Raw genomic sequence first — 16,843 nt, forward strand, 5'->3', positions numbered from 1 at the left:
GCGATATCGCTGGCGCGAACCACCACGAAAGCGCAAGTTTCAGTCCATGCCAAAGCTATCTTAGCGCCTATGCCCACAAAGGGGAGGTAGGGGAGCGCGCACTTTACCCTCCCCCTTGTGGGGAGGGCCGCGAACGAAGTGAGCGGGGTGGGGGTCCTGGTTCGCGAAGCGAACCAGCTACTCTCAAGCAGCATAGCGGGCAGCAGGCTTGTCGGCGTGCAGGCTGCCGTAGAAGACTTGCCTTGCGCCGAGGAAGGTGTCGAGCTTGGTCGCATCGGCAAGTGCCGGCACGGTGACGGCTTCGCCCCTGGATAGGCCCACAAGCGCGGCATCGACCATATCGTCGGCGGACATGATGATCTCCTTCGGCAGATTGTCGATATCGCCACCGGCGAGCTCCCAGAAATCGGTGCGGGTCGCGCCCGGCAGCACCGCCTGCACCTTCACATTGGTGCCGGCGACTTCGCGGTGCAGGGCCTCGGTGAAGTTGACGACATAGGCCTTGGTGCCGCTGTAGATGCCGCCGAACGAGGTATCATAGGCGAGCACAGAGGCGATGTTGACGATGGCGCCGCGGTTGCGCGCAAGAAGCCCCGGCAGAACGGCGCGGGTCAGGCGGGTCAAGGCGATGACGTTGACCTTGATCATGCGCTCGGCCTCGTCGGCGTCGGCCGTTGCCACCACGGCCTGGCCACCAATGCCAGCATTGTTGACCAGCAGCGTGACGCTGTCGTCGGCTGCGATCGCCTGCTCGACGCGGCGCACATCATTGTCGTCGGCAAGATCGGCTGATATCACGCTGACCTTGCGCTTGTAAGCATATCGCAGCTTTTCAGCCAGTTCCTGCAGCCGGTCGGCGCGCCGCGCCACCAGCACCAGATCGTAGCCTTGCCCGGCCAGCCGGTCGGCATAGACAGCACCTATGCCGGCCGATGCGCCGGTGACGACTGCGGTACCCTTGTTGTCCTGTCCACTCATTGTCCTGTTCCTTTTTTCTGCCCGGCGAGACAGGTCGATGAACCCTCGTCCCGCCCTGATCTCCAATTAGTGGCATATACCACTTTCCGCGAAGTAGGCATATACCACCATCTTGTCAACGGAGGCGGCAGAAACTATTTCTGCGGCAGGCCGGCAGCGGTTTTGCCGGCAAGGAGTCGTGATGAGCAAGACCGCGCTGCCGGGATTCAGCCTTTGCAACAACGCCACGCTGCGGCGCGCCGCGCGCAAGCTCGGCCGCTTCTATGACGATGTAATCTCGCCTTCGGGTCTGAAGGGCACACAGTACGGCCTGCTCTACCAGATCCATGTCAGCAACGAGCCGGCGATGGGCACGATAGCCGAAGCGATGGTCATGGACCTGTCGGCGCTCGGCCATACGCTGAAGCCGCTGATCCGCGACGGCTATGTCGACACCTTCGCCGACAAGGACGACCGCCGCGTCAAGCGGGTGCGGCTGACGCCGCAAGGCCAGGCCAAGCTCGAGGAGACGACGAAATTGTGGACCATTGCCCAGCAGCGCTTCGAGGCGCTGGTCGGCCCGCAACGAGCGGCAGATCTGCGCGCTATGCTGGATGAAGTCGCGGCGCTGGACTACGACGTGCCCGCGGCAGCCCCTTCAAGCTGAAAGAGCGGCCGCCAGTGATTTGCAAAGGTCTATTCCGCCGGCATGGCGACCGGCCGGGCCGCCCAGCGGCCGGCCAGCACCACGCCAAGCCCGATCAGCGGGAAGATGGCGGCGACCAGGCCGAGATCGGCCGGCACGCCGTAGCGCAGCACGGCGCCGCCGACCACAGCACCCAGCGCCACGCCGAGATAGAGCGCCGAAGCGTTGAGCGACAGCACGATCGGGGCGGCGTCGGGCGCCAGCTTGATGATGCGGCTGGCCTGCGCCGGCGGAAATGCCCAGCCAACCATGCCCCACGGCACCATCATGGCCATCAATGCCGGCCCGGCGAGATGCTGCGGCAGGAAGGTCGGGATGGCCGAGAGCATCACCAGCATGACGGCGCTAAGCGCCAGCGACCAGCCGACGGTGCGCGTCGCACCAAAACGGTCGGCCGCCTGGCCGCCGGCTATGTTGCCGATGACGGCGCCGACACCGAAGGCGAGCAGCATGCCGGGCAGCGCAATCGGGCTGAGGCCGCCGCTCTGGATGGTCAGCGGTGCGATATAGGAAAACACCGAGAAGGCGCCGATCAGGGCAAGAGCGGTGGTCAACAGGATCGGCATGACCCCGGGGCGCAGCGCCGCAGCCAGCCGCCGCCTGAGCGGCAGCTTGGTACCGACAATGCCGCGCGGCAGCCGGTACCACAGGATGGCGCCGACCAGCGCGCCGAGCCCGGCAATGGCAAAGAAGGTTCCGCGCCAGCCGGCTATCGTGGCAACCAGCGCGCCGAGCGGTGCACCGAGCGCAACCGCCACCGTGGTTCCGCCGACGACGACCGCAATGGCCCGCGCCCGGTGGTGGTCATCGACCAGCGCCACCGCCGTGCCTTGAGCGGTAGCGGCAAACAGACCTGACGACAGCGCCATGATGATGCGGGCAATGAGCAGCAGCTCGAAGGACGAGCTCAGCGCCGCCACCACATTGCCGATGACGAAGAACGCCAGCGTCCACAAGATGACGCGGCGCCGGTCCCATTCGCCGGTCAGCGTTGCCAGGATCGGCGTGCCGATGGCGTAAGCCAGCGCGAAGGCGGTGATCAGCGTGCCGGCGAGCGGAATGGAAATGAGGGCGTCGGTGGCGATATCAGGCAGCAGGCTGGAGATGACGAAGCCTTCGGTCGAGATCGTGAACGATCCGAGCGCAAGCCAGAAGAGGCGCTTGTCCATAGGGCGTGTCCTTAGTTCAAAACTTATTGAACAATTGGACATAACAGGACATGATGTCAATGAAGCCAGGTGAAAATAGCTGAAGCCTGCTGACAGCCCTGTGTCAGGACAGCCATTGGGCCAATCGCGAAACGGACTGTGCATGCCCGCGAAACATGGACGCGTTGAAATCGCCACCGACTGTGCTTAGTTTCGGGCCATGACTTTGCCGCACCCCAATACAGACCAGATCAGCCTGCCGGTTGTGCTCGGTGTGCTTGGCGACCCGACCCGGCTCGCCATTGTGCGCTATCTCGCCAGCAAGGAAGGCGTGCCGCTGAACTGCAGCCGGTTCCTCGACCTCGGCTCCAAGACCAATCTCAGCTATCACCTGGCCAAACTGCGCGAGGCCGGCGTCACCCGCGCCGAAGTGGCCGGCACCAACCGGATGATCACGCTGCGCCGCGCCGACCTCGACGCCCGCTTCCCCGGCCTGCTCGACAGCGTGATTGCGGCGGCCGGAGATGACCCGGCTCTACCCATCGTCGGCGGCCACGACATCGAAATGCCGGCGTAGCTGGTGCCGAAGTCAGGCCGCTCCTAGCGCTGCCAAAAACCGATATGCGGGGCGAGGAGTTCCTCGTCCATCTCGGGGAAAGGGCCGTGGACCTCGACCGGCTTCTGCCCGGAGCCGAGGACTGTGCGCGACGAGAGGTTCATCGTCGGGTTCTCTGCGTGATTGCCGGTCAGCGCGAGAAGCTTGGTTTCCTCGAAGCCGTAGACCAGCCGGCCGATATTCGCCCAGTACAGCGTTCCCGTGCACATCGCACAGGGCTCGCCGGTTGTGACCAGCGTGCAGGACCAGAGGAAATCCGGCGGATAGGTGTCGGCGGCACGCCGGGAGAGCTCGGTTTCGGCGTGGCGCACGGTGTTGATGTTGCCTTGCCGCATCAGGATGCGATCGTCGGGGCCGACGAGCACGCAGCCGAAAGGATGGTGCCCGTGCGCGGCAGTCTCGCGCGCGACGTCATTGGCGGCGCGAAGGTGGGCAACCATCTGGTCGCGGGTCATTGCCTGTCCTCCCCCGGATGAACTCTGGAGCGGCGTGGACGCTAGCAGATGGAGTGCTTCCGCGATAGGCGGGGCTCCCGGCTGTCTCGAACGATCTCAAGGGCTTGATAATGAAGGCAGGGGCTTGATAACGAAGACGGGCCGCAAGCCTCAACGGGCTGCACCAAGGAGCCCGCCGCATGCGCATTGCCGTTCTCGCCGACATCCATGGCAATGTGCTGGCGCTGGATGCCGTGCTCGCCGATCTGGCGCGGCGCGGCGGCGCCGATCTCACCGTCAACCTTGGCGACTGTGTCTCCGGCCCGCTCTGGCCGCGCGAGACGTTCGAGCGGCTCGAAGCGCTCGACCTGCCGACGGTGCGCGGCAACCATGACCGCCGCGTCGCGGTCGATCCGGCCGACGATATGATGTGGGCTTCAGACCGCTATGCGCAGGAACGGCTGACATCAGCGCAGCGCGAAGCCCTGCTCGCCCTGCCCTTCACGCTGGAGATTGTTCCCGGCGTGGTCGCTTTCCATGCGCGGCCCGACCATGACGAGAAATACCTGCTCGACGCGATCGTCGATGGCCAACTGGTGCGCGCGCCGCTTGCCGCTATTCAGCGGCGGTTGAAGGCGCTGGACCCGGCCTGCCGCGTCGTGCTGTGCGGCCACAGCCACCGCGCGGAACTGGTCCGTATCCCCGGTGGCCCCTTCCTCTTCAATCCCGGCAGCGTCGGCGCCCCCGCCTATGAAGATGACACGCCCCCGGCGCATGTTTCGGAGCAAGGCAGCCCGCATGCGCGCTACGGCATCCTCACCTTGGATGGCGATGGTCCAGACCGTTTCGAGACCATCGCCGTCGACTACGACCACGAAGCGGCGGCGAGACAGGCCGCACAGGCGGGCCGACCGGAATGGGCGCATGCGCTGAGGACCGGCTTCATGCCCAAACCCTCTTGGCAAGGCTCCGCTTGACCGCATGGCTGCGCCCTGCCTCGGCCTCGCGGCACCAAACATCGGACGCATTTTCAGACTTACATGGCCGCGTATCGTCCCTTATAAAACCGCCTTGGCATACGGCGGATTGCTGCCGCAAGGGTAATCGGCGCACGGCCAAATGATGAGGCGCACAATCCGAACCATTTTGCATCGACTGACTGGCGCTCCGCTCCTGCGGGCAGCCCGGTTGTTGGCGGGTCCGTTGGTGGTGGGCCCGTTGTTGGTGAGCTTGCCGGCCAATGCCGAGGACGCGCCTGCCGACATCGTTTCCATAGTGACCGAGCTCGGCCCAGGCGATCTCCTCAACATCCGCGCCACGCCGTCGCCGGTCGGCAGAACCCAGGCGCGTCTGCCGATCGGCTCGAGCGTCAGGAATTTCGGCTGCAACGAAGTGGACGGCCACCGCTGGTGCAAGGTCGAGGAGATTGACAATCCACTGGTCAAAGGCTGGGCGCCCGCGCGCTATCTTATCCCCGACAATCCGACCGTGGTCGAAGTAGACGCCGCGCCGCCCCAGGTGACCGCCAGCGCTGAAGCCGGCGGCCCCGCGCTCGCGCCCGACATGTCGACGCAGCCGGCCGACGTGGCCGCAGCGCCCCGGACGACTGCACCCGCCGCCTCTGCCGCTCCGGCTGCACCCACTCAGGCTCCACCCACCCCGGCTGCACCCGCGCCGGCTCCACTCGACCTGACGGAGCGCCTTGGCGGCACGGATCCAGGCGCACCGAAATCCGCCGCCGAGATCGGCAGGACCGCCATGCAGGATGCTNATGCAGGATGCTTACGGCCTTGCCTTCGCAGCGAATGAAAGCCCGCCGATGGACGAAATCCCCGCCACAGAGGCTCCGGCAACGGAGGCCACAGGGACGCCGGAACTCGCCGCCGCCGCGTCTGCGGGAGCAGCGCCGGATACAGCGTCCGCGCCGGGGGTACCATCCCCGACGCCACGGCCAGACCAGGCCAAAGCTGCGACCGCTACGCAAACCGTTGCACGGCTGGAACCCCCGCCCGCCCTCGGCGCCACCGCCGACATCCCCTGCGCTCGTTATGTCGGCCAGCCGATGACCCGCTGCGCCGTCAACATCGTCCACAATGGCGCCGACAAGGCAGACATCACCGTGACCTGGCCCGATGGCGGCACGCGCGTCATCTCCTTCTCTGCCGGCATGCCGGCCAACTCGGATTCGCCCAGCGAGTTCCGCTTCACAAGGGAAGGCAGCCTCAACATGATCCGCGTCGGGGTATCCGAGCGGTTTGAGATTACGGATCAGCTCGCGCTGGGGGATTAGGTGTCAGGCAGTAGGGAATGGGCAACAGGCGCCTTAACCTCGCTCCTGCCTAATCCCTGCTGCCTGATCCCTACTGCCTAATCCCTACTGCCTAGCCTCATTTTCGGGGTTACATCTCCCAAAACTCTTCCCTATAAGGCCCTCCTAGCCTGATACCAGAATCGCAAGCACAACCGGCCGGGTCTTCCCGTCCCGGTTTTTCGTGCAAGCCGCTCGCCGAACGGAACTCACAACGATGCCAAGACGCACCGACATCAAGTCGATCCTGATCATCGGGGCCGGCCCCATCGTCATCGGCCAGGCCTGCGAGTTCGACTATTCCGGCACACAGGCCTGCAAGGCGCTGAAGGAAGAGGGCTTTCGCGTCATCCTGGTCAATTCCAACCCGGCCACCATCATGACCGACCCGGAACTGGCCGACGCCACCTATATCGAGCCGATCACGCCTGAAGTCGTCGCCAAGATCATCGCCAAGGAGCGGCCCGACGCGCTGCTGCCGACCATGGGCGGCCAGACCGCGCTCAACACCGCTCTGTCGCTGCGCCGCATGGGCGTGCTCGAGCGCTACAATGTCGAGATGATCGGCGCCGACGCCACGGCCATCGACAAGGCCGAGGATCGCGCGCTGTTTCGCGAGGCGATGAAGAAGATCGGCCTCGAAACGCCGAAGTCGATGCTGGCCAATGCCACCGATGTCAAGAATGCCGACCGCAAGACGCACGAGGCCGAGCGCGCCGCCGTGAAGGCCGAGGCGCCTGCCGACCTCGATGCCGCGCTCGACGCGCTGGAAACCCGCTGGAATCTCGGCGAAGGCGACCGCAAGCAGCGCTACATCAGCCATGGCATGGCGATCGCCGCCCAGGCGCTCGACCATGTCGGCCTGCCCGCCATCATCCGCCCGTCCTTCACCATGGGCGGCACCGGCGGCGGCATCGCCTACAACCGCGCCGAATTCTACGACATCGTCCAGTCCGGCCTCGACGCTTCGCCGACCACCGAAGTGCTGATCGAGGAAAGCGTGCTCGGCTGGAAGGAGTATGAGATGGAGGTCGTCCGCGACAAGGCGGACAATTGCATCATCGTCTGCTCGATCGAGAACATCGACCCGATGGGCGTACACACCGGTGACTCGATCACCGTCGCCCCTGCCCTGACGCTGACCGACAAGGAATACCAGATGATGCGCAACGCCTCGCTCGCGGTGCTGCGCGAGATCGGCGTCGAGACCGGCGGCTCCAACGTGCAGTTCGCCGTCAACCCGGCCGATGGCCGCCTCGTCGTCATCGAGATGAACCCGCGCGTCTCGCGCAGCTCCGCTTTGGCTTCGAAGGCGACCGGCTTCCCCATCGCCAAGATCGCGGCCAAGCTCGCTGTCGGCTACACGCTGGACGAGCTGGAGAACGACATCACCGGCGGCGCCACGCCCGCCTCCTTCGAGCCAAGCATCGATTACGTCGTCACAAAAATCCCGCGCTTTGCCTTCGAGAAATTCCCCGGCGCTGAGCCGGTGCTGACCACCGCCATGAAGTCTGTCGGCGAAGTCATGGCCATCGGCCGCACCTTCCAGGAGTCCCTGCAGAAGGCTTTGCGTGGCCTGGAGACCGGCCTGACCGGCCTCGACGAGATCGAGATCCCCGGCCTCGGCCACGGCGCCGTGGCTGCCAACCACGCCGACGACCGCAACGCCATTCGCGCCGCGCTCGGCACGCCGACGCCCGACCGGCTGCGCATGGTGGCGCAGGCGATCCGCATGGGCACCTCGCTGGAAGACGTGCACGCCATGTGCAAGATCGACCCGTGGTTTCTCGAACAGATCGCCGGCATCGTTTCCATGGAAGCCCGCATCCGCGAGCACGGCATTCCGCAAGACGCCGTCAATCTGCGCATGCTGAAGGCGATGGGCTTCTCCGATGCCCGCCTCGCCTCGCTGACGAAGACCGACGCCGAAGTGATTGCGAAGATTCGTGAAAAGCTCGACGTTCATCCGGTTTATAAGCGCATCGACACTTGCGCGGCCGAGTTCGCCTCGCCCACCGCCTACATGTACTCGACCTACGAAGTGCCTTTCGCCGGCGCGCTGGCCAATGAGGCGCAAGTGTCATCGCGGAAAAAAGTCGTCATCCTCGGCGGCGGTCCCAACCGCATCGGCCAGGGCATCGAGTTCGACTATTGCTGCTGCCACGCCGCCTTCGCGCTGCGCGACGCCGGCTATGAAGCGATCATGATCAACTGCAACCCCGAGACGGTCTCGACCGACTACGACACCTCGGACCGGCTGTACTTCGAGCCGCTGACGGCCGAAGACGTGCTGGAGATCCTGCGCGCCGAACAGGCCTCGGGCGAACTGGTCGGCGTCATCGTCCAGTTCGGCGGCCAGACGCCGCTGAAGCTGGCCGACGCGCTGGAGAAGGCCGGCATCCCGATCCTCGGCACGTCGCCCGACATGATCGATCTCGCCGAAGACCGCGACCGCTTCCAGAAGCTGCTTCACAAGCTCAACCTCAGCCAGCCGAAGAACGGCATCGCCTATTCTGTCGAGCAGGCCCGCCTTGTCGCCGGCGAACTCGGCTTCCCGCTGGTGGTGCGCCCCTCCTATGTGCTCGGCGGCCGCGCCATGCAGATCATCCATGACGAGGGCATGCTGCAGAGCTACCTGCTCGACACCGTGCCCGGCCTGGTGCCGGAGGACATCAAGCAGAAATACCCCAACGACAAGACCGGCCAGATCAACACGCTGCTGGGCAAGAACCCGCTTCTGTTCGACACCTATCTCTCGGGCGCCATCGAAGTCGATGTCGACTGCCTCTGCGACGGCACGTCGACCTTCGTCTCAGGCATTCTGGAGCACATCGAGGAGGCCGGCATCCACTCCGGCGACAGCGCTTGTTCGCTGCCGGTGCATTCGCTGCCTTCCGATCTGGTCGACGAGCTGGAGCGCCAGACGGCGGCGCTTGCCCGCGCGCTCAACGTCGGCGGCCTGATGAACGTGCAGTATGCGATCAAGGACGGCACGGTCTATGTGCTGGAGGTCAACCCGCGCGCATCGCGCACCGTGCCCTTCGTCGCCAAGACCATCGGGCGTCCGATTGCGAAAATTGCCGCCCGCATCATGGCCGGCGAAAAGCTGGAAGACGCCTTCGCCCATTACGGCGCCATGCCCGACCCCAGGAACCCCGGCCACATCGCCGTCAAGGAAGCCGTCTTCCCCTTCGCCCGCTTCCCCGGCGTCGACATCCTGCTTGGCCCGGAAATGCGCTCGACCGGCGAGGTCATGGGCCTCGACCGCGACTTTGCGCTCGCCTTCGCCAAGAGCCAGCTCGGCGCCGGCGTTGATCTCCCCCGCTCCGGCACGCTGTTCGTCTCGGTGCGCGACGAGGACAAGGCCGGCATCCTGCCGGCGGTCAAGCGCCTCGCCGGCCAGGGCTTCAAGGTGCTCGCGACATCCGGCACGGCCCGCTTCCTCGCCGAAAACGGCGTCGACGCCCAGAAGATCAACAAGGTACTTGAGGGACGCCCCCACATCGAAGACGCCATCCGCAACCGCCAGGTCCAGATCGTCTTCAACACGACGGACGGGCAGAAGGCGGTGTCGGATTCGAAATCGCTGCGCAGGGCAACGCTGATGCAGAAGGTGCCGTATTACACGACGCTGTCGGGCGCTGCGGCTGTGGCGGAAGCGATTGCGGCGCTGAAGGCGGGGAGCCTGGAGGTCAGGCCGCTGCAAGAGTATTTTGCGTAGGCGATATGCCTATCTCTCACTGTGAGGAGACAAAAGGTAGGCCGAAGGACGGCACAGGTCCAGCAAACATCGCGCCTCTGTGGAAACCTTGCGCCCAGCCCACGCGTCCATCGGCGCCTGGCAACACCTGATTCTCCAGATCAACCTACAATTTCAACCTGCTTAGAAAACTCCAAAAATGTAGGCTGGTGAATTTGCTTAAGTGATTCAATAACACCTACAAAATTTGGGACCGATTTCTGTACAGCGACCCCAGTTGGCTTGATGAGGGCGGCGGAAGGCAAAGGCTGACGATGCGCCGATCCAGCTTCCCTCACAAGGGAGGAGGAAAACTCACCCCACTGCCACACACTCGATCTCGATGTCGAACTCCATCGGCCATGACGCCACCGGCACGAAACTCCGCGCCGGAGGGTTCACGCTGAAATAGCTGGAATAGACCCGGTTAATGGCGTTGTAGAAACCGGAATTGACGGCGTAGATGCGCACCATCACCACGTTTTCCAGCGAGGTGCCGGCCGCTTCCAGGCAGTGCTTCAACGCCTTCAGCGACGCCTCGGTCTGCACCTCGATGTCGCCGCACACCATCTCGCCGGTCACCATGTCCACCGGCGGTGTCGCCGAGATGAACACGAAGCCGTTGGCCCTCACCGCCGTCGAGCAGGGCAGCCCGAGCGCCCGCACCTTGGCCGACATGACGGGCACTTCGATGACTTCTTTTTTCATGGTGATGCTCCCTTTGTTTGCCAAGCTGGCGCCAAGGCCCCCTCACCAGCCTCCGCTTCGCTCGGCTGACCTCTCCCCGAGGGGAGAGGAGCCGGTCAGCGCCAGCGCTTCCCTCTTCTCCCCAGCGGGGAGAAGGTGGCCGCGAAGCGGTCGGATGAGGGGGCCGGCGCCACCTTTAATCGTGAGGAACTTATCCCCCCACCCAGCGAACACCAGCGCCGAAGCATGGTCCAGCCCTCACCCCTGCCCCGGATACAGCGTCCCGTCCTTGTGCAGAAACCTGCCATCCGAACTCGGGCTCATCATGTCGATGTCGGAGCAAGTGATGAGATCATCCGGATTGCGCGAGCCGACTTCGAGATAGCGCGCGGTGGCCGACGAGCGGTTGATCATGTGATGGCCGTTGCCGCTGTTCTTGGCAAAGGTCGCGCAGTCGCCTGCCCTGAGCACCGTCTCGCCGCCATCCTCGACCAGCACCAGTTCGCCTTCCAGCACATAGACGAGCTCGTCCTCATGGCTGTGCCAGTGGCGCTGGCTGGACCAGCCGCCTGATGGCAATGTCATCAGGTTGACGCCGAAATCGGTGAGGCCGCCGGCATCGCCGAGGCGGTGGCGTGTGCGCTCGGCGCAAGGGGCGTCGAAGGGTGCGGGGTAGCCGGAGCCCTTGCGGACAGGCACGGTGGACAGGTCGATCTTGGGCATGGAAGCTCCATTGAATTGGTGGCGGCAATGTATGTCACTGCCGGCGCAGCCACAGAGCCACTTTGCCGCAATGCCTTGCCAACGGCAGGCATCGGCCGTCGCACTCTACGGCGCCCCCTCTGTCCTGCCGGACATCTCCCCCGCAAGGAGGGAGATTGGCTCGCCTCAGCCTTCGCCAATTTTCACCGTCGCTAGAAAAGCACGGCGCCGACGCTGCTGATCTCCCCACTCGTGGGGGAGATGTCCGGCAGGACAGAGGGGGGCGCCGTAGAATGCTATTGCTGGCCAGTCACCAGTCCTCAACCCTGATGCGCGGCCGCGAGTTCCTTCACGTGCTTCTCGTGCATCTGCAGCGTCGGCAGCGTCTTCTTGGCGAATTCCTTCATCGCCGGGTCGTCGCCCGAGTTGGCATAGCTGCTGAAAAGGGCTACGGCCTCCTTGTGCGCGTCCGTCTGCATCTGGATGTACTTGGCGTCAAAATCCTTGCCGCTTGCGCTCTTCAACTCGTCGAGCATTGCCTGCTCCTTCGGCTGCAGGGCCGGCCCCGCGGCTTTGGTCGAACCGGTGGTCTGACCCTGGCTCAGCGCCGCCTTGAACTCCTTTCCGGCTTTGGTGTGGTCCTTGACCATCTGCTTGGCGAATTTCCTGACGTCAGCCGCCTTGGATTTCTCCTCCGCGAGCTTGCTCGACTGGATTTCGAATTCGTTGGAGCTAGGCACGGTCTTGACGAAGGTTGGGGTATCGACCTTGCTGGCGGCCATGGCAGGCGCGACCGCGGTCGAGTTGGCCGCAAAGGCGGCAGGGGCACCGGCGAACAAGGCGACGGCGGCAATGGTGAGAAGCGTTTTCATCTGAGTTCTCCGATTTGAAAATTTCCCTCGGCTAATCAAACGCGGCATTGGCGGCAGGGTTGCGTCCGGAGAACTATTCGTCAGCGACCATCTGCCGAAGAGCCGTCCCGAGCCCCTGGCGGACAAACCTCAGGACAGCAAGCCTCGCCATATTGCAGCTGTTCGTTCCAGTTCGGCCGACCCTCAGGCGTGAAATCCATAAGGTTCCACAGGATCTCGCAGATGCCGATGGCGCGCGGATCCTGGTCCCGATGGACGGCGCTGCATTGGGAGCCGGTTGCACTTCCCTGTATTGCGTCTGCAGGTTAGGTTTCCGAAGCTGGGGAGACACATGCAAGAGGATGAAGAGATCGATCTGCGCTGCCCGCAAGTGGTGGCCGACAATGCCGCCAAGGGGTTGAGGCTGCGCAAGCAGTTCGGCCGTGGCGGCACCGAGATCGGCGTCGCGCGGGCGACGGAACTCAAGAATCGAGAAAAGCTGGCGCCCTCGACCATCCGCCGCATGGTCAGCTATTTCGCCCGCCACGAGGTCGACAAGCGCGGCAAGAATTACGGCAATGAAAACAATCCATCGGCCGGCCATATCGCCTGGCTGCTGTGGGGCGGCGACGAGGGCCGCGCCTGGGCGATTGAGCTCAAAAAGAAGATCGGCAATGCGCCCGATATCTGAGGGCTGCCGTAAAACGACTGGCGGGCCCCAAACCCCCGCCTGGGACCCGCCAAGGAGTGGCTGAACACATGCCGGTGCAGCCCCTCCACATCTGCCAGTCGTCGATCCGCCATCGGTCGAAAGGCATGGATGGTGAGGTAGCATCCGGTTGCGGCGGCCTATGTGAAGCAGTTCACAATCCGGAGGATTTCAACAGCGCTCGAGCAATTCCAGGAAAAGTGGGAACCGCTTTTCCCGGGAAAAAGCGCGTAGCGTTTTCCCCAGGGAATTGCGGCAAGAAAAAAGCCCTTACCCTTCCCAGGCGACAGGCATCATTCCCAGCCGCTCGTAGAGCCGGAGCGCGGCGGCGTTCTCGACCGTGTTGGTCTTGAGGTCGACATGGGCCGCGCCCCGATCCCGAAAGGCGTTGAAAGCCTGCCACATCAGCGCTTCGCCAATGCCTTTGCCGCGCGCTTCGGGATGGACCGCGAGGTCCTTGACGAAGGCCCTGGTCCAGCACAGCGCTGCCGCCGCCAGCCGTCCCTTGGCGTCGATGACCAGGAAACACAGCGCCGGGTCGAATTCGGCATCGCTGGATATGCGCGGCCACCATTCGTCGAACGGGCCGTCAGCGCCGTCGTCGAACACCTCGGTCAAAAGCGCATGCAAGGGCTGCGCGTCACCATGTTCGAAGCAGCGCATGGTAAAGCCGGCCGGCCAGTGCGGTGCAACGAGCGTCTCGTCGAGGATTTTGCGCAGCCGGATGTCGTTTGGAGCCGGCGGGCGCGGTTCAGGCATCGCGCTCACGCGTCGGGCTGCAGCCGGCGGCGCTTGCGGTCGACACCGAGGCCGGTGGCCTCGAGCAGGCCTTTGCGCTTGGCGTCGAAATAATAGCCGGTCTGGTAGAGCCAATCGGCCTTCTTGGCGTTGCCACCCGCCACCAGCCAGGCGCCACGCAGATATTTGACCGCGTATTTCAGATTGGTCTCGGCGTCGAACAGGCCCTTGGCCGGCCCGTCATAGCCCATGCCGCGCGCCGTCGCGTGCTTGATCTGCATCAGCCCCCAATGGCCGTTATTGTAAGCCTTGGGATTGTAGGTGCTTTCGCGGTTGACGACGTGGCGCACCAGATCGACCGGCACCTCGTAGAGAGCAGCGTATTTCTGGATCAGCCGGTCGACGTCGCCGCGCATGCCGGTCGCATGCTCTTCTTCCGGGAGACCGAGCGGCGCGGCGGGGAACTGGCCCAGGGAAGCCGGGTTCTGCGGCACGACATAGGCTACCTGCTGCACGCCGGGCATGGCGTTCTGGCCGCCCTTGGCGGTCGCCGGCATGACAAGGCCGGCGGTCGTATATTGCGCTGCGACCGGCTGTCCGGCGTTGGCGGGCGCAGGCGCCTGCCAAGCATTGGCGGCCATCACCGCAGGCACGGCCGGGGCCGTGGGCGTCGCGCCGGCAAAGGCCGCCGTCGCGGCAACCGGCTGCGCAGCGGCATCGAGCGCTGGCGTGGCCGGCGTCGCTTCGGCCGACTGAACGGGTGTTATGCCCGAGGATTGCGGTAGCACCGAAACCGTATCGGGCAGCGGCAAGGTGAAGCCGGCATCGCTGCCGGCGGCGGTCGCGGTTTCGGTCAGCGCAGGCGTAGCCTTCATCTGCGAGGTCGATTGGCAGCCGCTGAGGGCAGCTGCGCCGACGATCACAGAGATCGCGAAAAGGTTGAATTTTGCTGGCAAGCCGCGCGGGTCCGATTTGTCGGTTGTTAAGAAGTCCTTACACCAGCGATTCCTGGTGGGCAATCGGGACCATCTGGTGGTTTTCGGGTGGCGAGAGCCGGGCTCAGATGCCATATTGTTCTGCATATGTATTGGTCGGTATCCCGGTTTTCGCCACTTTGCGGAAAGGAGCGCATCATGGAAACGGCATCTTCGATCACAGCCGGCCACGCAGTGTTAGAAACAGTGATCGGCTTCATGGGCATCGCCTGGAGCGAAAAGGGCCTGATCCGGCTCTGCCTGCCCGAAAGGAGCCGCGAAGCGGTGGAACGCCGGCTGATGCGGCATGCCGGTGCTGCCGCCAATACGACTGCGAACACTGGGCAGCCGCAATGGGTGGTCGAGCTGATCGCCTCGATCAAGGCGTATGCCACAGGCGAGGACGTCGATTTCTCCGGCGTGCCGGTCGATCTCGACGGCGTCGACGACTTCCGTCTCGCCATCTACGACGCGGCGCGGAAACTGCATTACGGCGAAACCACCACCTATGGCGAACTGGCCAAGCGCGCCGGCCAAGCCGGCCTGCCGCGCGAAACCGGGGCAGCGCTGGGCGCCAACCCGGTGCCGCTGGTCATCCCCTGCCATCGGATTCTAGCCGCGGGCGGCAAGATCGGCGGCTTCTCGGCGCCCGGCGGCTCGGCCACCAAGGAAAAGATGCTGGCCATGGAAGGCGTGCGCGTCGGCCCGCCGCCGGCGGCGCAGGTCTCGTTCGGGTTCTAAGAGCTTGAATGGTATGCCGGCTGGGTATGTTGAGATTCAGGTCAGGCCGCACCGAGAACTATGGTCTTCGAGAACCGGAGCGGAGCGTACTTAATGTACGTGGGCACCGGACGCGCAGAAGACCATCGTTCGCAGGCCGGCCTCACCTGAATATCAATATGCCTAATGACGGCGCAGGAAGCGGCGGTGAAAATGGTCGTTCTCGACCCGCTTGCAGAGATAGACCGGGCAGGATTCGGTATCGGCGCTCGGCACATAGGCGCGCTTTCTGACCTCGCCGACATTGCAGAATTGCTGGCTCTGCACATAGCGGTCGAAGAGCGGCAGCCCCGGCACGCGCCTGGACTGATAGCGCAGGATGACCGCGCCCTGGCGGGCGATCGTGCCTTGCACCCTGTCGCAGCTCATACGAGTGGGGTCGTAGCGCGAGATCGCCTGCGCCTCGGCGGCCGCCAGCGTCAGGCAGGCGGCAAGCAGAATGGTTTTCACAACCGTTTTCATGACAGTCTCCCAAAACCGGACTAACGCCGTCGGGCGTCCCGATCTTCCCGATTGCTCGACGCTTTCATGCGATTGGGGCGGCCTTTGGGCGGCGCCACCGCAACGCCATTTTTCGAGCCATCTTGTTTTTGGTGCGAAACCCGCCTATATCAGCTCCATTGATATTTCGGCCGATCGATCCGGGCCTCGCGATCTTCGCGTTTGCTGACGTCTATCTCCAAAATCTCGATACAAACCGGCTGAACCTCGGTTCGGTCAAACCAAAGCAAATGCGAGGACTATTCATATGGCAACTGGTACGGTCAAGTGGTTCAATGCCACCAAGGGCTTCGGCTTCATTCAGCCTGATTCGGGCGGTGCGGACGTTTTCGTTCACATCTCCGCTGTCGAGCGCGCTGGACTGTCGACCCTGGTCGAAGGCCAGAAAATCAACTTCGAGATCGAGCAGGACCGCCGCACAGGCAAGTCGTCCGCTGGTTCTCTGAGCAAGGCAGCCTGATTTTGCGATAGCGCGCGCCGGACGAGAGTTCGGGGCGCGCGGCAAGTCACGGATGTACTGACGGTCGCGCGAGAAGCGCGCTGGAGCAGAAAGACCCGACAAGCTGGATCAGCAGATAGCTGCCGGCCCGGACTTAAAGCTCCGATCAGGCTACCGAAAATGGGAAGGCGGGATTTATCCCGCCTTTTTGTTTGTTTGTCTGGAATTGGACGATGGCCATGCTAGTTTCGCCCCATGACCAAGCTCGAACAGATTGAAAGATCCATCGCAGCCCTGAACACCAAAGAACTAAAGGCCTTTACCAAATGGTTCGCAGCGTATCAGGCAGAGGTGTGGGATATGCAGATCGAGGCGGACGCCAAGGCTGGCCGGCTGGATAAGTTTGCCGAGCAGGCTTTGGCTGAACTTCACGCGGGCCGAGTTCGCCCTCTTTGAATGCGCGCTACGGCCGAAGGCCGCAAGCCCAACCGGGCATCGCGCCCGTTGGCGTCCGGTCCGGAACGAGCCGCGAAGCGGCGGCAAGCGCGAGCACA

18 protein-coding genes are annotated in these 16,843 nt (G+C 64.1%); 9 read left to right on the forward strand and 9 right to left on the reverse strand.

Annotated elements, in window-relative coordinates; genetic code table 11:
- Positions 1–183 precede the first annotated feature (183 nt).
- On the reverse strand, positions 184–978 hold the full coding sequence (locus X756_RS165050; RefSeq protein WP_023728184.1) for an SDR family oxidoreductase: 795 nt from the start codon (positions 976–978) through the stop codon (positions 184–186).
- A gap of 181 nt (positions 979–1,159) precedes the next feature.
- Between X756_RS165050 and X756_RS165045 the strand changes: the two genes are divergently transcribed.
- Positions 1,160–1,624 carry a MarR family winged helix-turn-helix transcriptional regulator gene (locus tag X756_RS165045; protein WP_023728185.1) on the forward strand — a complete coding sequence of 155 codons (465 nt, stop codon included), beginning with the start codon at positions 1,160–1,162 and terminating at the stop codon, positions 1,622–1,624.
- 29 nt (positions 1,625–1,653) lie between these two features.
- On the opposite strand, the gene X756_RS165040 is transcribed toward X756_RS165045, so the two are convergent.
- Positions 1,654–2,832 (reverse strand): MFS transporter, encoded by a 1,179-nt coding sequence (locus tag X756_RS165040; protein WP_023728186.1) that lies wholly within the window; start codon positions 2,830–2,832, stop codon positions 1,654–1,656.
- 199 nt (positions 2,833–3,031) lie between these two features.
- Here X756_RS165040 and X756_RS165035 point away from each other — a divergent pair, with 199 nt between their 5' ends.
- Entirely contained in the window at positions 3,032–3,388 is a 357-nt protein-coding gene (locus X756_RS165035; protein ID WP_023683780.1) for a helix-turn-helix transcriptional regulator, read from the forward strand.
- Between the two features lie 23 nt (positions 3,389–3,411).
- Here X756_RS165035 and X756_RS165030 read toward each other — a convergent pair whose 3' ends face one another.
- The gene (locus tag X756_RS165030; protein ID WP_023672423.1) at positions 3,412–3,882 is read right to left on the reverse strand and encodes a nucleoside deaminase; all 471 of its coding nucleotides are present in this window, start codon (positions 3,880–3,882) and stop codon (positions 3,412–3,414) included.
- Between the two features lie 179 nt (positions 3,883–4,061).
- Here X756_RS165030 and X756_RS165025 point away from each other — a divergent pair, with 179 nt between their 5' ends.
- The 3 genes from X756_RS165025 (at position 4,062) to carB (ending at position 9,890) form a co-directional block, all read left to right on the forward strand.
- Positions 4,062–4,838, forward strand: coding sequence for a metallophosphoesterase family protein (locus tag X756_RS165025; protein ID WP_023728187.1), 777 nt, complete (start codon positions 4,062–4,064; stop codon positions 4,836–4,838).
- Positions 4,839–5,680: 842 nt separating this feature from the next.
- Complete coding sequence (locus X756_RS1000000170490) at positions 5,681–6,151, forward strand: hypothetical protein (RefSeq protein WP_348529813.1); 471 nt, start codon at positions 5,681–5,683, stop codon at positions 6,149–6,151.
- A 235-nt stretch (positions 6,152–6,386) separates the two neighbouring features.
- Complete coding sequence (gene carB, locus X756_RS165020; protein WP_023724915.1) at positions 6,387–9,890, forward strand: carbamoyl-phosphate synthase large subunit; 3,504 nt, start codon at positions 6,387–6,389, stop codon at positions 9,888–9,890.
- Positions 9,891–10,223: 333 nt separating this feature from the next.
- On the opposite strand, the gene X756_RS165015 is transcribed toward carB, so the two are convergent.
- From X756_RS165015 to X756_RS165005, 3 genes are all read right to left on the reverse strand, one after another.
- Positions 10,224–10,616, reverse strand: coding sequence for a RidA family protein (locus X756_RS165015; RefSeq protein WP_023728190.1), 393 nt, complete (start codon positions 10,614–10,616; stop codon positions 10,224–10,226).
- Positions 10,617–10,853: 237 nt separating this feature from the next.
- Entirely contained in the window at positions 10,854–11,318 is a 465-nt protein-coding gene (locus X756_RS165010) for a cupin domain-containing protein (protein WP_023728191.1), read from the reverse strand.
- 299 nt (positions 11,319–11,617) lie between these two features.
- Entirely contained in the window at positions 11,618–12,169 is a 552-nt protein-coding gene (locus tag X756_RS165005) for a DUF4142 domain-containing protein (RefSeq protein WP_023672417.1), read from the reverse strand.
- A 331-nt stretch (positions 12,170–12,500) separates the two neighbouring features.
- Here X756_RS165005 and X756_RS165000 point away from each other — a divergent pair, with 331 nt between their 5' ends.
- Complete coding sequence (locus X756_RS165000; RefSeq protein ID WP_023711188.1) at positions 12,501–12,839, forward strand: hypothetical protein; 339 nt, start codon at positions 12,501–12,503, stop codon at positions 12,837–12,839.
- Positions 12,840–13,127: 288 nt separating this feature from the next.
- Here X756_RS165000 and X756_RS164995 read toward each other — a convergent pair whose 3' ends face one another.
- Both X756_RS164995 and X756_RS164990 read right to left on the reverse strand, forming a co-directional pair.
- A complete protein-coding gene (locus X756_RS164995) occupies positions 13,128–13,616 on the reverse strand; it encodes a GNAT family N-acetyltransferase (protein WP_023728192.1) in 489 nt (162 codons plus the stop codon).
- Positions 13,617–13,621: 5 nt separating this feature from the next.
- The gene (locus X756_RS164990; protein ID WP_245264425.1) at positions 13,622–14,470 is read right to left on the reverse strand and encodes a lytic transglycosylase domain-containing protein; all 849 of its coding nucleotides are present in this window, start codon (positions 14,468–14,470) and stop codon (positions 13,622–13,624) included.
- A 258-nt stretch (positions 14,471–14,728) separates the two neighbouring features.
- Here X756_RS164990 and X756_RS164985 point away from each other — a divergent pair, with 258 nt between their 5' ends.
- A complete protein-coding gene (locus tag X756_RS164985) occupies positions 14,729–15,310 on the forward strand; it encodes a methylated-DNA--[protein]-cysteine S-methyltransferase (protein WP_023695753.1) in 582 nt (193 codons plus the stop codon).
- 162 nt (positions 15,311–15,472) lie between these two features.
- Here the strand turns inward: X756_RS164985 and X756_RS164980 are convergent, their stop codons facing one another.
- Positions 15,473–15,799 (reverse strand): hypothetical protein, encoded by a 327-nt coding sequence (locus X756_RS164980; protein WP_023695754.1) that lies wholly within the window; start codon positions 15,797–15,799, stop codon positions 15,473–15,475.
- Between the two features lie 298 nt (positions 15,800–16,097).
- On the opposite strand from X756_RS164980, the gene X756_RS164975 reads away from it, so the two are divergent.
- Together X756_RS164975 and X756_RS164970 are read left to right on the forward strand one after the other, a co-directional pair.
- Entirely contained in the window at positions 16,098–16,310 is a 213-nt protein-coding gene (locus X756_RS164975) for a cold-shock protein (protein ID WP_015316174.1), read from the forward strand.
- 234 nt (positions 16,311–16,544) lie between these two features.
- Positions 16,545–16,745: a hypothetical protein gene (locus X756_RS164970; RefSeq protein WP_023671961.1), complete on the forward strand. Its 201-nt coding sequence runs from the start codon at positions 16,545–16,547 to the stop codon at positions 16,743–16,745.
- The last annotated feature ends 98 nt before the right edge of the window (positions 16,746–16,843 follow it).

It is taken from the genome of Mesorhizobium sp. LNJC405B00, from assembly GCF_000502615.1.
Lineage (GTDB): Bacteria > Pseudomonadota > Alphaproteobacteria > Rhizobiales > Rhizobiaceae > Mesorhizobium.

Bases quoted from the DNA above. Each gene is read 5' to 3' on its own strand.
- X756_RS165015 (WP_023728190.1), bottom strand. From the start codon at position 10,616: ATGAAAAAAGAAGTCATCGAAGTGCCCGTCATGTCGGCCAAGGTGCGG.
- X756_RS164990 (WP_245264425.1), bottom strand. From the start codon at position 14,470: ATGAAGGCTACGCCTGCGCTGACCGAAACCGCGACCGCCGCCGGCAGC.
- X756_RS165030 (WP_023672423.1), bottom strand. From the start codon at position 3,882: ATGACCCGCGACCAGATGGTTGCCCACCTTCGCGCCGCCAATGACGTC.
- X756_RS165000 (WP_023711188.1), top strand. From the start codon at position 12,501: ATGCAAGAGGATGAAGAGATCGATCTGCGCTGCCCGCAAGTGGTGGCC.
- X756_RS164995 (WP_023728192.1), bottom strand. From the start codon at position 13,616: ATGCCTGAACCGCGCCCGCCGGCTCCAAACGACATCCGGCTGCGCAAA.
- X756_RS165025 (WP_023728187.1), top strand. From the start codon at position 4,062: ATGCGCATTGCCGTTCTCGCCGACATCCATGGCAATGTGCTGGCGCTG.
- X756_RS165045 (WP_023728185.1), top strand. From the start codon at position 1,160: ATGAGCAAGACCGCGCTGCCGGGATTCAGCCTTTGCAACAACGCCACG.
- X756_RS164975 (WP_015316174.1), top strand. From the start codon at position 16,098: ATGGCAACTGGTACGGTCAAGTGGTTCAATGCCACCAAGGGCTTCGGC.
- carB (WP_023724915.1), top strand. From the start codon at position 6,387: ATGCCAAGACGCACCGACATCAAGTCGATCCTGATCATCGGGGCCGGC.
- X756_RS1000000170490 (WP_348529813.1), top strand. From the start codon at position 5,681: ATGGACGAAATCCCCGCCACAGAGGCTCCGGCAACGGAGGCCACAGGG.
- X756_RS165040 (WP_023728186.1), bottom strand. From the start codon at position 2,832: ATGGACAAGCGCCTCTTCTGGCTTGCGCTCGGATCGTTCACGATCTCG.
- X756_RS165010 (WP_023728191.1), bottom strand. From the start codon at position 11,318: ATGCCCAAGATCGACCTGTCCACCGTGCCTGTCCGCAAGGGCTCCGGC.
- X756_RS164970 (WP_023671961.1), top strand. From the start codon at position 16,545: ATGACCAAGCTCGAACAGATTGAAAGATCCATCGCAGCCCTGAACACC.
- X756_RS165035 (WP_023683780.1), top strand. From the start codon at position 3,032: ATGACTTTGCCGCACCCCAATACAGACCAGATCAGCCTGCCGGTTGTG.
- X756_RS165050 (WP_023728184.1), bottom strand. From the start codon at position 978: ATGAGTGGACAGGACAACAAGGGTACCGCAGTCGTCACCGGCGCATCG.
- X756_RS164985 (WP_023695753.1), top strand. From the start codon at position 14,729: ATGGAAACGGCATCTTCGATCACAGCCGGCCACGCAGTGTTAGAAACA.
- X756_RS165005 (WP_023672417.1), bottom strand. From the start codon at position 12,169: ATGAAAACGCTTCTCACCATTGCCGCCGTCGCCTTGTTCGCCGGTGCC.